The sequence below is a fragment of the Haemophilus parainfluenzae T3T1 genome (assembly GCF_000210895.1).
Lineage (GTDB): Bacteria > Pseudomonadota > Gammaproteobacteria > Enterobacterales > Pasteurellaceae > Haemophilus_D > Haemophilus_D parainfluenzae_A.
The window spans coordinates 856793-872274 of sequence record NC_015964.1; the positions used below are offsets into that span (position 1 = coordinate 856793).

The window sequence follows — 15482 nt, forward strand, 5'->3', positions numbered from 1 at the left end:
AAATCTTTACATATATTTACATAACTCAAAATTTACCTTAATTGCTTGTAATTTTTAATAAATCTTTTTTTTGATGCTTTCTTTTTATACAAAGTTGGCTTAAAATAAGCCGTTCTGACCAGAAGGGTAAGGGAAACTATTGACTAAATTTGTTGTCGCCACCTTTTTGATGCTGAATTTTTTGGTGCTGTTGTCCGTGCAACAGCTTCTCAACAATCCTAATAAAAAGGAATAAAACTTATGAACAAAGTGTTTAAAGTTATTTGGAATCATGCTACACAAACGTGGACTGCTGTTTCTGAACTTGGGCATGCTAAGGGTAAAACCAAGTCTAAAAAGATCGTTAAATTGACCGCACTTGCAGGTGCTGTGATTGGCTCATTGGCTGCATCTCAATCAGTAATGGCTGCAACAGATCTTAGAACTAATGACGCAGTGAATATTGCAGCGGATAATGTGGCAAATCCAACAGCTGGTCGTGAAGCGATTGCGGTAGGTCAAAATGCAAATGCGTCCCACCAACATTCTATTGCGATTGGTAGAAATGCAACGGCGAACTGGACTAACACTATTTCTATCGGTAAAGATACCGTATCAACGAAAGACCATGCTGTTGCAATTGGTACGAGTGCAAATGCATCAGGTATTCAGGCTGTTACTGTGGGTTCATATGCTAGAACTGATGCAAACTCTTCAATTGCGCTTGGTCAAAATGCAACCGTTTCTGGTACAGGTTCGACAGCAGCAGTAGCGGTGGGCTTTTTAGCAAATGCATCAGCAGCAAATACTGTTGCAGCAGGTAAGAGTGCGACTGCAACGGTTGATAACGCGGTAGCACTTGGTGTGAGCTCTAGTGCGACCGATCGTAATGCTTTAGCGCTAGGTGGATATGCTGCGGCTTCTGGTGAACGTGCAGCTGCAGTTGGTGCGGCCTCAAAAGCATCAGGCACTGCTTCATTTGCGGGTGGTACGTCTGCTAATGCTTCAGGTGCTAATTCTGTAGCTGTCGGCGGTTCAATGACTCCAGCAGAAGCCGCTCAAGCATCAGGCGAGAACTCTATTGCGGTGGGTGCAAACTCTAATGCATCGGGTGATAACTCTATCGCTCAAGGTAAAGGTGCTAATGCAGCAGTTGAAAACTCAATTGCAATTGGTACAAATGCATCTGCTACCGGTATTTCTATCGGTAATGAGGCGTCAACAAATGTTGATTACTCTATCGCTATAGGGCATAAGAGTAATGTAGTAGGTGACCAAGGTGTTGCTGTTGGTAATAATGCAACTAATAGTGCCGCTAGTTTTGCTGCTGCAGTGGGTGCTGATTCAGCGGCAAATGCAAATTATTCTGCAGCGTTGGGTTATAGTGCTGTAGCTGATGCAGAACATTCTGTGTCATTGGGCGCAGCTTCTAAAGCTAATGCAGAATATTCTGTGTCATTGGGCGCAGCTTCTGAAGCGGGTGAAGATTTTGTTGAGAGCCGTAGTGCAGAAATTAATGGCGTTAAGTATGAGGGTTTTGCGGCTAGTACCAGTGACTTTGGAGCAGGTGCTGTCGTTTCTGTTGGTAAAGCAGGTAGTGAGCGTCAAATTAAAAATGTTGCAGCAGGTCGAGTGAAAAGCAATTCAACAGATGCGATTAATGGTTCTCAACTTTATGCTGTAGCGGATGTACTAGCAACCAAAATCAATAAACAACATTGGAATGTCGGTAACAATGACGGTGCAGTAGTAAATGGCGTTTACCATGAAGATCAAGTGAACTTTGTGAATGGTAATGTAACAACTGTTAAAGTCGTTAAAGCACCAAGTAAATCCAGCACGCCAGATGGTGGCCCAAATATTACTAATGTTTCTTATGATGTGAACGTGGGTAAAGGCTTAAAAATTGAGGACAAGAAAATTGTTGCTAACTTCGTTGCTGGTACGGGCATAACCTTTGATACAAAAGGTGACGAAATCACAATTAATGCGAAATCAACTGGTGGCGCAGCATCTTCAGTTGTTTCTGGTGACAATAATACTTTATCTGTAAAACAGAATGCAACTAATCCATCAGAATATATTGTTACACCTATAACAGGTTCTTTATCAATATCAAAGGATGAGAAAGGAAAAGTTGGTGATGATGCCGATGGTAATAAAGATAATGGTAAAAAATTAACTACTATCCAAACTACACGTGACATGATTAATAAGGCTCACTGGAATTTACAAATTGGTACATCAAGTGATCCGAAGAATTCTGGTGAATCAGAGATTGCAAGTGCAGATCAAAATGCTGAGCCTATTCATGCGGGTGATACAGTTAATTTCTTTGCAGGCAAAAATATCAAGTTGAAACGTCAAGGTTCTGATATTACTATCAGTGCGACAGATACTGCAGTTGATAAAGGTGAAATCATTCCTGCAACAAATACAACTAATACCAATAACAATGGTACTGTAATGGCTAAAGATGGTGATGGTGATAAATTCGCGAACATCACGAATGTTGTAAATGCAATTAACAGTGCATTCTGGAAAATTGGTGAAGAAAATTCAGGTACTGTTACACCTAAAGGTAATGTTACTGCAGGTAGCCAAGTGAACTTCTCAAATGGTGTTGGCACGATTGCAAAAGTCACTGCAGATGAAGCGAACAAAACCTATAAAGTTCAATATGATATCAATGCAGGCCCTGGTATTGAAATTCCTGCTACCGGTGATAACAAAGGCAAAGTAACGGTTAAGGTTGATAATTCAACTGTGACAATTAACGATGATGGTCAATTAGTCGCTAACTCAGCATGGAATGCGAATGCAACGGGTAATGTTGACGGTACTGCAGCTGCAAAAGCTGTGAAAGCTAACGCAACAGTGAATTTTGATGCGGGTGAAAACTTAAAAGTGAAACAAACTGGTAATGAAGCAAACCAAGTTTATAGTTTCTCTTTAAACCAAACATTAACCAACATCACAAGTATTCAAAATAAAGCAACTGGTCCAAAACTTACCTTTGGTGATAACTCAATCAATATTACCGGCGGTAATCTTGATATGGGCGGTAACAAGATCACTAACTTAAAACCAGGTACTAATGGTACTGATGCGGTTAATCTTAATCAGTTAAATGCATCTCGTACGATTGTCAAATCAACTGATGGCTCTGTTACAGTGACTCCTTCAGAAAACGGTCTCACTAAAACTTATGATTTAAGTGTTGATTTATCAAAACTTGATTTAAGCAAAGCGAAGTCATCTTGGAATGTGAAATCATCTGCTGCTGAGGGCGGTAATGTAACGGATGCTCATAATGCAACAGAAAAAAATATTGCAGATAAAAATACTGTTGAATTTAAAGCAGGTAAAAACTTAACCGTAGAACAAGTTAATGGTGATAACGGTGCAAATGTTACTTTTGCTTTAAGTAATAATATCACACTTGATAATAGTGGTAGCATCAACATTGGTGGCACAACAGTTAAAGATGGCGATATCAAAATTGGTGATACACATATTACCAATGGTGCAGTAAGTAATTTAACCCATCACATCGAGAACGCAACAACTGTTGTGGATGGCAGTGTGTTAAATATCTCTGATGAGAAGAAAAAAGAAGCGGCGACAGTTCGTGATGTATTGAACTCAGGCTGGAACTTACAAGCAAATGGTGACGCTGTTGATGCCGTAACACACGGTAACAACGTGAACTTTGCAAGTGACGGTTCAGTTAAGATTACCCCAACGACTGATGGCAATACCAGCACAATTAGTCTTTCTGTAAATGCAACGAATGTTGTTAACCAAGTAACAGGTAATGTTTCAGCAAATACCACTACAGGTAAAGCAGTTGTAGGTAAAGATGGTAATGAAGATACAACTCCTAATGCAGGCAATAAAGTTGCCACAGTAGGTGATGTAGCGAATACCATTAACAACACAGGTTGGATTACAAAAGCAAAAGATAATACTGGTGCTGAGAAAAATGTCACAGTTAACCCAGGTGACCGTGTTGAATATGTAGATGGTAAAGGCACAAAAGCTAACGTGACTGTAACCACCACAAATGGTCAAGACGTTGTAAATGTAACCTATGATGTGAAAACTGATGGTACAACTGTTACTGTTAACAATAATGGTAACTTAACTGTAGTTACAGGTAACATTACTAAAGCATCAGATGATGCAACACAACCTAACGCAGGAAAAGTTACAGTTGATACAGCAGACGAGAATAAAGTTGCAACAGTTAAAAATGTAGCGGATGCAATCAACAGTGCAGGCTGGATTGTTAACACAGGTAAAGCAGATGACCAAAACTCATTCAAAACTGAAACTGGAACAGCCAAAAAAGTGGGTGCTGGTAATAAAGTTAACTTCCAAGCAGGTAAAAACTTAGAAGTGAAACGTGTTGGTGACAATATCATCTATGCTACATCTGACGACTTAAGTGTGAACAACATTACAGTCGCTGATAACGGCAGTATCAAAATTGGTGATACAGCAGTTAAAAATGGTGATATCAAAATTGGTGATACACATATTACCAATGGTGCAGTAAGTAATTTAACCCATCACATCGAGAACGCAACAACTGTTGTGGATGGCAGTGTGTTAAATATCTCTGATGAGAAGAAAAAAGAAGCGGCGACAGTTCGTGATGTATTGAACTCAGGCTGGAACTTACAAGCAAATGGTGACGCTGTTGATGCCGTAACACACGGTAACAACGTGAACTTTGCAAGTGACGGTTCAGTTAAGATTACCCCAACGACTGATGGCAATACCAGCACAATTAGTCTTTCTGTAAATGCAACGAATGTTGTTAACCAAGTAACAGGTAATGTTTCAGCAAATACCACTACAGGTAAAGCAGTTGTAGGTAAAGATGGTAATGAAGATACAACTCCTAATGCAGGCAATAAAGTTGCCACAGTAGGTGATGTAGCGAATACCATTAACAACACAGGTTGGATTACAAAAGCAAAAGATAATACTGGTGCTGAGAAAAATGTCACAGTTAACCCAGGTGACCGTGTTGAATATGTAGATGGTAAAGGCACAAAAGCTAACGTGACTGTAACCACCACAAATGGTCAAGACGTTGTAAATGTAACCTATGATGTGAAAACTGATGGTACAACTGTTACTGTTAACAATAATGGTAACTTAACTGTAGTTACAGGTAACATTACTAAAGCATCAGATGATGCAACACAACCTAACGCAGGAAAAGTTACAGTTGATACAGCAGACGAGAATAAAGTTGCAACAGTTAAAAATGTAGCGGATGCAATCAACAGTGCAGGCTGGATTGTTAACACAGGTAAAGCAGATGACCAAAACTCATTCAAAACTGAAACTGGAACAGCCAAAAAAGTGGGTGCTGGTAATAAAGTTAACTTCCAAGCAGGTAAAAACTTAGAAGTGAAACGTGTTGGTGACAATATCATCTATGCTACATCTGAAGACTTAGAAGTGACTACTGTTAAAGTTGGCAAAGATGGCAAAGATGGCAAAGATGGTTCTATCGGTGTAACCGGTAAAGACGGTGCAGCTGTAGCGATTAACGGAAAAGATGGTTCAATCGGCCTAACTGGACCGAAAGGTGCAGATGGTAAAGATGGTGCATCAGTTACTATCAAACCAGAAAAAGGCACAACCACAGTCGCAGAACGTGATGGTGGTAAAGAGATTAACCGTGTTACCTATACAGATAAAGATAAAGATGGCAATGACATCAAACGTGAAATTGCAACACTTGATGATGGCTTGAAATTCACCGGTGATGATGGCAAAACAGTTAATCGTACTTTAGGTTCTAACCTTAATATTAAAGGTGGTGCTGCAGATTCAACAACAGCGAAAAACATTCGTGTGACCAAAGCTGCGGATGGTGAAGGTTTAGATGTGAATCTTGCAAATAACATTAAGTTAGATAACAATGGTAGCCTTAACATTGGTGGTACAACAGTTAAAGATGGTGATATCCAAATTGGTGATACTCATATTAAAAATGGTGCAGTAACCAATTTAGAACATCACATTGAAAACCCAACAACAGTTGTGGATGACAGCGTGTTAAATATCACTGATGATAAGAAAAAAGACGCAGCAACAGTTCGAGATGTATTGAACTCAGGCTGGAACTTACAAGCAAATGGTAAACCAGTTGATGCGGTAACACACGACAACAATGTGAACTTTGCAAGTGATAAAGGTACTGTGACAGTTACAGCGAACTCAGACGGTAAAACATCTGTTGTAAACCTTGATGTTAACGTTGATAACGATACCATCACTGTGAATAATAAAGGCCAATTAGTCGCTAGCGGTGCAACCAACTTTAATGTTGCAACTAAAGATGGTGGCAACAAAGTTGCTAAGAAAGGTGGTAGCTCAACAACGAAAATTACTTCAGGTAAAACAATTACTTACACTGCAGGTAAAAACATTGCGATTGAGCAAAATGGTGGCGATATCCTTGTTTCAACAACTGAAGATGTAGATCACAACAGCGTAACCACTAATAACTTAACGGTTAAAGAAGGTGGTAACGTGACAGTGGGTCCAAACTCAACAGTTAATATGGGTGGCAACCAAGTTCACAACGTGAAAGCAGGTACTGCAGATACTGATGCGGTGAATGTTTCACAATTACGTAGTAATGTGACTCACTTGAATAACCGCATTAATAAAGTAGGCAAAGAAGCTCGCGGTGGTATCGCAGGTGCTAACGCAGCAGCAGGTTTACCACAAGTTTACATCCCAGGTAAATCAATGGTTGCTGCTTCTGCAGGTACTTTCAAAGGTGAAAGCGCTGTAGCAGTAGGTTACTCACGTTCAAGCGACAATGGTAAAGTTATCTTCAAACTTCAAGGTAACGCAAATACCCAAGGCGACGTAGGTGGCTCTGTGGGTGTTGGTTACCAATGGTAATTTAATTTTCCATTAAAATAGATAAAAACCCAGCTTCGGCTGGGTTTTTTTATGAATAATATTTATAATGTCATTTGATGATTTAAACTAAACTAAACTAAACTAAACTAAACTAAACTAAACTAAACTAAACTAAAACTAAAACTAAAACTAAAACTAAAACTAAAACTAAAACTAAAACTAAAACTAGAATCTAGGAATCGAATATGTCCAATTCAACTAATGATTATATGAATATTGCGTTTGCTGTTGATGCAAAATACACACCACACGTAGAAACCTTGATTAAATCTATTTGTTATCATAATAAATGTGTTAATTTTTATGTATTACATAATGATATCCCTAAGGAATGGTTTGAAGGCATTCAGCTGAAGCTGGGAAAAATGGGATATCAGCTTTTTCCGGTACATATTTCTGATGATGTTTTTAAAAATTATAAAACCTTAGCACATATTTCTTCATCAAGCAGCTATTATAGGCTATTGATCCCCAACCTCATTAATCAAGAGCGAGTGTTGTATTTAGATGCAGATATTATTGTAAATGGTTCGTTAGCTGACTTTTATTATAGTGATCTTGAGGGGGCGCCTGTTGGTGTAGTGAAAGATTATTGTGCCTGGGACAACTTTTCTTTTTCTTATCTAGATGCGAATGTTTCAACTAATTATTTTAATAGCGGTGTATTGCTCATTGATACCGTGAAATGGCGAGAAACTCATTTGGTTGATATATTACTTACGCTTGCAGAGAAGTTTTCTGATAAAGTCCTTTTTGGCGATCAATGTATTTTAAATATTCTTTTGAGAGATAAAGCAAAATATTATAGTTTAAATGAGAATTGTCAGGTTCATTACATTGAATCAATAAAAAGAAAGTACAGTGATAAATTTGTTAATCTAAGCTCTAAACCAGTTATTATTCATTATAGCTCCACACAGAAGCCTTGGGATAATAAGAATGACAGCTTGTATTATCGTGAAAAATATTGGTTTTTTCGCCATCTAGATTGGTCTTATCTTATCATGCGCCCGAATGAGAAATGCTAGACAAAAAAGGTTACGTAAATAATTTTCGTAACCTTTTTTTGATTATGATAACCGCTATCTTTCTTTAAAGATGTTTTTTTGCCAGCATCAAATTGTCTAGGAATCGTTTTTTATTTTGCTCTGGCACTGCTGGGTTGAATAATAATTCGATGCAAAGATCATGGCAAAGCTGATAATTTCCCACCGAATTGGCACTCATAGCCAGTTCCTCTTTAGCTTTCCATTCATAAACAGCGTGATCCACAAAAAGAATATCTTTACTTAGAGGAATGTTTGCCGCCACAGTTGCATAAATATAAGCAAGTTTGATTTTATCGTGGAAACGTAATTGGCGCGCCAAATGATAAAGACTTTCTGCGCGTTGTGGGCGATATTCATAAGCGGCGAGTAAAAGATTTTGCACTTCATCTAATGGGGCATCTAATTCAATTTTTAATAGGGCAATTTGGAGAAGTGAATAATAAACTTCTTCATACCAGCCCCCTAAATTTGCACGTTTGGCATACCACTAAATAGCTTTTTCATACATATCTGCATCACGATAAGATTGTGCAGTATAAAACGCATAGCGATTTTTAAGATCTTCATCTTCAGGTGAATAGAATGCTTTTTCTAACACTTGAGCATCTTGGAAATATTTTTGTGGATTGTTGCTACGCGCCCCAAATCGACTGCTAATCACATAATAATCACCAAAGATTTTTTGTTCCACAACGGTTTTTTTACGTTGTTCAACAAATTCATGTAATACGCCACGCCAATAGAATGACCCATCATTACGAAACATAAGCGTACGGAAATAAACATTTGCACCCGTTACACTATTTGCCATGCGTAGATAATAGCGATCGCTCGTTAGTTCTTCAGGCAATACAAAGTTTCCTTCAAAACGATCATCGGCATCGAAGATTAATACATAATCTGTTTTTCCTTGTGCATGTTGTAGAGCACAGTTTCGGTTATGGGCAAAATTCACCCATTCATCGTGATGAATTTCGCCTTGAATACCTTTTTCAGCAAAGAACTGTTTGATAATTTCTGCGGTATTATCATCAGAGCCTGTATCACTAATGACATAATAATCTAATGGAATATGCACAATAATGTTCTCTAATGTATCTCGGATGATAGCAGATTCATTTTTCACAATCATATTTAAACAGATTGTTTTTTTATCAGTTTTTTTAGACATCAACAGACTCTCTTTTTATTTTTTTATGCTTTATTGGTAAGTTTGGTTATTTTTAAGCTTGTTTTTGACTATTCTGTTATGTAGAAAACTTGTTTTTCAAATTCGTGTTTATCAATTTTTACAGTCAGCACATATTTGCCGATTGGATCTCTACGGTCGAATATCCAACAGTTCATCATGTATTTACCATTTTCTAATGTTGGTCTGGTATAAGTGATGGTATGGAGTTTTTTATTTGGTGATGAAACCACTTTTGCATTTTCAATTGTACTTGAGAATTCAATTTCAGCTTGTGCTTTAAATGTTTCGCTTACCGTTGCTTTTTTACCAAAATTACCAGCTGCTACCCAGCATACTTTTTCCGCTTTATTAGTGCGAGATATTTCTTTTTTATTTAAATCGGGTGATGGCGCGGGTTCATTCGTTCTATCAAAAACAGAAAGATAAATAGTAGGCTCATTTGCCGTATCTTTTTTAGTCGTATCTTTTGATTCTGGCGCCGCAGCAAATACGCCTGCTGAAAATAAGGTTGTAATTAAAGCGAATGCGAAGATTTTTTTCATGTTAGATTCCTTTTTATATCATTATTTTATTGAACGATCATTATACCAAGGCAGCCCATATCAGCTAGCATTAAATTGGATGAGCCAAATAAGAAGGGATGCGTATTTGACGAAGGTTGTTCAAATTTTACTAAAATTTGTACTTTCTTTTTCACCCAAACTGTGTCTTTCCATGCAAGTTCCGATGTATCGATGTTAACATCATCTTGGCTTTCAATCACAAATTTAGCCCCTTGAATGGTGAAACCCACAGGCAGTGAGCTGTTGATAATCCAACGTTCAACGGTGCCGACTTTAGCCGAAACATCAACTCGACGCGGATCGAAGCGTTGTTTGTTGATTAAGCCATTTGTTACATCCAATTCAAAGGTGCGTTCTTGGGCGATTTTACTTTCGAGTATAGCCGTGGCATCAGTATTAAATTGCTCATTCATTTTTTTACTGAATGCGGAGATTTCGCCTTGTGGACGAAGTTCTAAAACGGTATTATCTGCAAAATCATTACCTGAACTGAACACATTTTTGATTTTGTCGAAGAAACCACGTTTAGCCCCAGAGATGAGCGATACGCCTTCTCCTTCGCTTAAATTGACTAACACTTCGGCACGTTCACCCGGTGCAAGAATAAGAGAATTAATCGCTTTACCTTGTGGTAAAAAACCTAAATCTCTCGCAATGAGCAACATATCTTGTTCATTATCTAAACGCAGATCATAGGCTCTTGCTAATGAAGCATTGAGCAAACGCAAACGCACCCAGCCGCGAGGGACGTCAAGATAAGGCGCTTCCTGTCCATTAACGAGAAGACGATTACCGACAAAGTGCGGTTGATTTTGCTTAAATAATTGTAATCCGTCACCGTTAAATTCCATGTCTTGCAAGATTAATGGAATATCGTCCACACCGTATTTATGAGGTAGCTGAGATTTTAAGCTTTGATCATCTTCAATCAACCACATCCCCACAATACCGCGATAGGTTTGATAAGCCGAGTTAGCTAGGGTTGCAGAGCGATACCAGCAAGTCGCGGCAGGCTGCTCTATTGGGATAATCGGTGCCCAAGATTCCCCTTTTTTGAGGGCTTTTGCGGCGCCACCAAATAATTCGCCACTGGCTTGTAATCCCTGAATAGAGAGAGCAATACTTTGTGGCAAATTGTTGTGATAATTGAGTTTTGCAAAAGAACCCGATTTAATGCGAATAGTGGGCCCAAGATAATTGCCGTTAAAGCCCCAGACACTGACACTATGGGAGCCATCTAACTTATAGCCGGTTTCTTCCATATTAAGGATAATGGGGCGACCACGTTTTGCTTCCATCAACGGCGGAATGGTTAATTTTTCACGGGATGCTGCTAATACTGATTGAGGTGTGGCAGCAAGTGCGGTTGAAATTGCGGTAGTTTTTAATAATTGGCGACGAGAAAGACGCAACATATTATTTTCCTTGTGCAATTTCAGCATCGAGTTCAGCGATGCGTTTTTCCATCAAATCGTGGCAGTAAGTGGCGAGTTCGCGTACATTGTCTTTTGTGTAGGATGAAGTATCAATCGGATCCATCATTTCACAAATCACCTTGCCGTTATCCCAACGATTTAAATCAATTTTGTTATGTGTCGTCGAGCACACCACAGGCACGATTGGTACGCCAGCTGCAATCGCGGCATGGAATGCGCCTGTTTTGAATGGCAATAAACCACGACCACGGCTACGAGTGCCTTCAGGGAACATCCAAATTGACAGGTTGTCTTTATTGATACGACGAGCAAGCTCAGTCATGGTGCTGTGTGCTTTAGAGCGATTTTCACGATCTAAGAAAATATTGCCCGTTACCCAATATAAAATGCCGAAAAAAGGAATCCAAATTAAGCTTTTTTTACCTACACTTACCGTGCGAGGCAATACCATGTAAGAGATGGTTACCATATCGAAATTATTTTGGTGGTTACCAATGTAAATACAACGTGGCATATTCTCTTTATTTTTTGGGAAGCGGTGTTCTACATTTAAGCCAAATAAAGGGTATAGACGACCAAACCAGCGAGCCATAACGCCCACATTGCTTGGATTTTTGAAACGAATAAAGGAATAGATTGTACCGAGCACACAAATTAAAATACAACAAAGTGCAACGATAAGAATTCTGGCGATTTTTAACATAGAAAATACCTAATTAAAATTTTTGGAAAGTATAGCAAATTACACAAAAATGTGTGCTAATCTAATGAAAAAAATGACGGAATAGTTATGAAACCCATTTATTTTATTGCAGATCTTCATTTGAGCGAAACGCATCCGGAATTAACCGCACTTTTTAACGATTTTATGCAAAACAAAGCGCAAGAAGCGCAAGCGGTTTATATTTTGGGAGATCTTTTTGATTTTTGGATTGGTGACGATGAAACTTCACCTTTAATCTCACAAGTAAAACAGTTGATTAAAAACCTGACAGAAAAGGGCATTGCTTGTTATTTCATTCACGGTAATCGAGATTTTCTGCTGGGGAAAAAATTTGCACAAGATTGTAGTTTAACGTTATTGCCTGATTACTATTGTGTTGATCTTGGTGGCGTGAAAACCTTAATTTGTCATGGTGATACCTTATGTATTGATGATGTGAAATATCAACAATTTCGCCGAAAGGTGCATCAAAAATGGCGACAAAGATTGTTTTTATGCTTGCCATTAAAAGTGCGGTTAAAAATTGCAGAGAAAATTCGCGCGAAGAGCAAAGAAGATAAGCAATATAAGTCGCTGGATATCATGGATGTGAATTTAGGGTTTACGGCACAAACAGTGAAAGAATTTGGCGTAGAACGGTTAATTCACGGTCATACGCATCGAGAAGCTATTCATCAGGAAAAAGGGTACACGCGCATTGTGTTAGGCGATTGGCGAAAGGATTATGCCTCAATTCTGGAAGTGACAGAAAACGGTTATCGGTTTATTTAAACAAAAAGCACAGGATTAAACCTGTGCTTTTTTGCATTAAAACGTGCTGATTTTCAACCGCACTTTATTCTACGGTTACCGATTTCGCTAAGTTACGAGGTTGATCCACGTCAGTTCCTTTAATTAATGCCACATGGTATGACAATAATTGCATAGGAACAGTGTAGAAAATTGGCGCAATAATTTCATTCACTTTTGGCATAGTGATAATTTTCATACCTTCGCTTGGTGTGAAGCCCGCTTCTTTATCGGCGAACACATAAAGTTGACCACCACGCGCACGCACTTCTTCAATGTTTGATTTCACTTTTTCAAGTAATTCATTGTTTGGTGCGACCACGATAACCGGCATATCTGCATCGATTAAGGCTAATGGACCGTGTTTTAATTCACCCGCCGCATAAGCTTCAGCATGAATATAAGAAATTTCTTTTAATTTCAATGAAGCTTCCATTGCGATAGGGTAGAACTCACCACGACCTAAGAAAAGTGCATGGTTTTTCTCTGCGAAGTCTTCTGCTAATGCTTCGATGTCTTTATCAAACGCAAGGGCTTTTTCAACTTCAGCCGGAAGTGATTGTAACGCTTTTACAATTTCCACTTCTTGTTCATTTGAGATATTGCCTTTTACTTTACCAATTGCAGTGACTAACATTAATAATGCGGCCAACTGAGTGGTAAACGCTTTGGTTGATGCCACACCGACTTCAACGCCTGCACGTGTCATGAAAGCAAGATCAGATTCGCGTACTAAAGATGAACTTGATACGTTACAGATCGTTAAGGCTGCCATGTAACCTTTTTCTTTTGCAAGACGAAGTGCTGCAAGGGTATCCGCTGTTTCACCTGATTGAGAGATAGTCACTAACAAGCTATTCGGACGAGTCACGAATTTGCGATAGCGGAATTCAGATGCGATTTCAACATCACAGCTTACGCCAGCAAGTGCTTCAAACCAGTAACGAGCAGTCATCCCTGCATTATAAGATGTACCACAAGCCACAATTTGAATGTGTTCAACTTTTTCTAAGATTTCTGCTGCGCCATTACCAATAGCATCCACAATCACGTTATTGTGAAGGATGCGTCCTTCCATGGTGTTGATTAATGCATTTGGTTGCTCATAGATTTCTTTTTGCATGAAATGGCGGAATTTGCCTTTTTCTGCAGCATCATTTTCAAGGTTAGACTCGTGTACTTCACGTTCTACTTTTTGACCATTCGCATCATAAATATCCACGGTACGACGTGTGATTTCTGCGATATCGCCTTCCTCTAAATAGATGAAACGACGAGTTACGCTTAAGAGCGCAAGTTGGTCAGATGCCAGGAAGTTTTCACCAATTCCTAAACCAATCACTAATGGGCTGCCTGAACGAGCTGCCACTAAATGTTCTGGATGCTCACGATCTAGTACAACCATACCATATGCACCAGTAAGTTGTTTTACGGTTTTTTGTACTGCTTCAAGAAGATTTGAGGCTGTACGCATTTCCCAATTAACAAGGTGTGCAATTACTTCGGTATCGGTTTGAGAATTAAACACGTAGCCACGTGATTTAAGTAATTCACGTAATTCTTCGTGATTTTCGATGATACCGTTATGGACGACAGCAAAGTTACCTGAAGTATGCGGGTGAGCATTGGCTTCAGACGGTTCACCATGAGTTGCCCAACGGGTGTGTGCAATCCCTGTACCACCGATTAATGGTTTTACTGCAACGGCTTCATCAAGGGCTTTTACCTTACCCAAGCAGCGTACGCGGTGTAATTCATGGTTTGGATCCACAACAGCAACACCCGCAGAGTCGTAACCACGATACTCTAAGCGGTGTAAACCATTAATTAAAATTTCTGCTACATCACGTTGTGCTACCGCACCAACAATACCACACATAGTTTTTCCTTATTTAATAAAATTAAAAGTCTTGTTTTTCTGACCGCACTTTATGCTACATCCACACAAATCACTTCCACGCCTTGCACCATTATGGCTTCTTTGTCAGCCTGAGATAATTTGTTATCGGTAATCAGCACATCAATTTGCTGCCATGTTAATTCCACATTTGGCATTTTTCTGCCAATTTTTTGTGATTCCACCATCACAATCACTTCACGAGATACTTCAGCCATCACTTGGCTTAAGCGAACTAACTCATTAAATGTTGTTGTACCACGTTCTAAATCAATGCCATCGGCACCAATAAATAATTGGTCAAAATCATAAGAACGTAGCACTTGCTCGGCAATATTGCCTTGGAAGGATTCAGAACGCGTGTCCCAAGTGCCTCCCGTCATTAAGAGTGTCGGTTCATTTTCGAGTGAACGTAATGCCGTGGCCACAGAAAGCGAATTCGTCATCACAACCAAGCCTTGCTTACGATTAAGTTGTTTAATCAAGGCGGCGGTTGTGCTGCCACTATCTACAATAATGCGATTATGATCACGAATACGTTCTGCAGCTGCCTTTGCTAAGACTAACTTTCGTTGCGAAAGTTCATCATCTTGTTCTTCTTCGATGATTTCTTGTGGCATTAAAATGGCACCACCGTATTTTCGAAGAAGGAAACCATTACTTTCCAATGCAGTGAGATCTTTTCGAATCGTCACTTCAGAGGTATCAAATAATTGTACAAGCTGTTCTACACTGACTTCACCTTGTTCTTGTAGCAGTTGCATAATGGCATGTCTGCGTTGTTGGGTATTTCGGTGTTGAATGTTTCGTTTCATTATTTATATTCCGTAATAAGTTTCGGTTCGGAATTATATCGACAAAATGATGAATGTAAAGCTAAAATTTAGGCAACA

Annotated in this window: 10 protein-coding genes; 3 read left to right on the top strand and 7 right to left on the bottom strand. The window is 39.0% G+C overall.

From position 1 onward, the window contains the following. Window positions 1-240: 240 nt before the first annotated feature. Window positions 241-6918 carry a YadA-like family protein gene (locus PARA_RS04345; protein ID WP_014064707.1) on the top strand — a complete coding sequence of 2226 codons (6678 nt, stop codon included), beginning with the start codon at window positions 241-243 and terminating at the stop codon, window positions 6916-6918. A gap of 206 nt (window positions 6919-7124) precedes the next feature. Beyond that, window positions 7125-7967, top strand: a complete 843-nt coding sequence (locus tag PARA_RS04350) for a glycosyltransferase family 8 protein (RefSeq protein WP_014064708.1) — start codon at window positions 7125-7127, stop codon at window positions 7965-7967. Window positions 7968-8031: 64 nt separating this feature from the next. On the opposite strand, the gene PARA_RS10460 is transcribed toward PARA_RS04350, so the two are convergent. From PARA_RS10460 to PARA_RS04370, 5 genes are all read right to left on the bottom strand, one after another. Continuing rightward, window positions 8032-8370 carry a hypothetical protein gene (locus PARA_RS10460; protein WP_231844660.1) on the bottom strand — a complete coding sequence of 113 codons (339 nt, stop codon included), beginning with the start codon at window positions 8368-8370 and terminating at the stop codon, window positions 8032-8034. A 105-nt stretch (window positions 8371-8475) separates the two neighbouring features. Then, on the bottom strand, window positions 8476-9159 hold the full coding sequence (locus PARA_RS10465) for a glycosyltransferase (protein ID WP_231844661.1): 684 nt from the start codon (window positions 9157-9159) through the stop codon (window positions 8476-8478). Between the two features lie 68 nt (window positions 9160-9227). Beyond that, window positions 9228-9722: a hypothetical protein gene (locus tag PARA_RS04360; protein WP_014064709.1), complete on the bottom strand. Its 495-nt coding sequence runs from the start codon at window positions 9720-9722 to the stop codon at window positions 9228-9230. 26 nt (window positions 9723-9748) lie between these two features. Further along, entirely contained in the window at window positions 9749-11158 is a 1410-nt protein-coding gene (locus tag PARA_RS04365; protein WP_014064710.1) for a multicopper oxidase domain-containing protein, read from the bottom strand. A 1-nt stretch (window position 11159) separates the two neighbouring features. After that, on the bottom strand, window positions 11160-11882 hold the full coding sequence (locus tag PARA_RS04370; protein ID WP_014064711.1) for a 1-acylglycerol-3-phosphate O-acyltransferase: 723 nt from the start codon (window positions 11880-11882) through the stop codon (window positions 11160-11162). 87 nt (window positions 11883-11969) lie between these two features. Here PARA_RS04370 and lpxH point away from each other — a divergent pair, with 87 nt between their 5' ends. Beyond that, window positions 11970-12674 carry a UDP-2,3-diacylglucosamine diphosphatase gene (gene lpxH, locus PARA_RS04375; protein ID WP_014064712.1) on the top strand — a complete coding sequence of 235 codons (705 nt, stop codon included), beginning with the start codon at window positions 11970-11972 and terminating at the stop codon, window positions 12672-12674. 64 nt (window positions 12675-12738) lie between these two features. Here the strand turns inward: lpxH and glmS are convergent, their stop codons facing one another. Continuing rightward, complete coding sequence (glmS, locus tag PARA_RS04380) at window positions 12739-14571, bottom strand: glutamine--fructose-6-phosphate transaminase (isomerizing) (protein ID WP_014064713.1); 1833 nt, start codon at window positions 14569-14571, stop codon at window positions 12739-12741. Between the two features lie 50 nt (window positions 14572-14621). Further along, on the bottom strand, window positions 14622-15404 hold the full coding sequence (locus PARA_RS04385; RefSeq protein ID WP_014064714.1) for a DeoR/GlpR family DNA-binding transcription regulator: 783 nt from the start codon (window positions 15402-15404) through the stop codon (window positions 14622-14624). Window positions 15405-15482 lie beyond the last annotated feature (78 nt).

Excerpts from the sequence above, each read along its gene's own strand:
- glmS (WP_014064713.1), bottom strand. The coding sequence starts at position 14,571 with ATGTGTGGTATTGTTGGTGCGGTAGCACAACGTGATGTAGCAGAAATT.
- PARA_RS04345 (WP_014064707.1), top strand. The coding sequence starts at position 241 with ATGAACAAAGTGTTTAAAGTTATTTGGAATCATGCTACACAAACGTGG.
- lpxH (WP_014064712.1), top strand. The coding sequence starts at position 11,970 with ATGAAACCCATTTATTTTATTGCAGATCTTCATTTGAGCGAAACGCAT.
- PARA_RS10465 (WP_231844661.1), bottom strand. The coding sequence starts at position 9,159 with ATGTCTAAAAAAACTGATAAAAAAACAATCTGTTTAAATATGATTGTG.
- PARA_RS04350 (WP_014064708.1), top strand. The coding sequence starts at position 7,125 with ATGTCCAATTCAACTAATGATTATATGAATATTGCGTTTGCTGTTGAT.
- PARA_RS04365 (WP_014064710.1), bottom strand. The coding sequence starts at position 11,158 with ATGTTGCGTCTTTCTCGTCGCCAATTATTAAAAACTACCGCAATTTCA.
- PARA_RS04360 (WP_014064709.1), bottom strand. The coding sequence starts at position 9,722 with ATGAAAAAAATCTTCGCATTCGCTTTAATTACAACCTTATTTTCAGCA.
- PARA_RS04370 (WP_014064711.1), bottom strand. The coding sequence starts at position 11,882 with ATGTTAAAAATCGCCAGAATTCTTATCGTTGCACTTTGTTGTATTTTA.
- PARA_RS04385 (WP_014064714.1), bottom strand. The coding sequence starts at position 15,404 with ATGAAACGAAACATTCAACACCGAAATACCCAACAACGCAGACATGCC.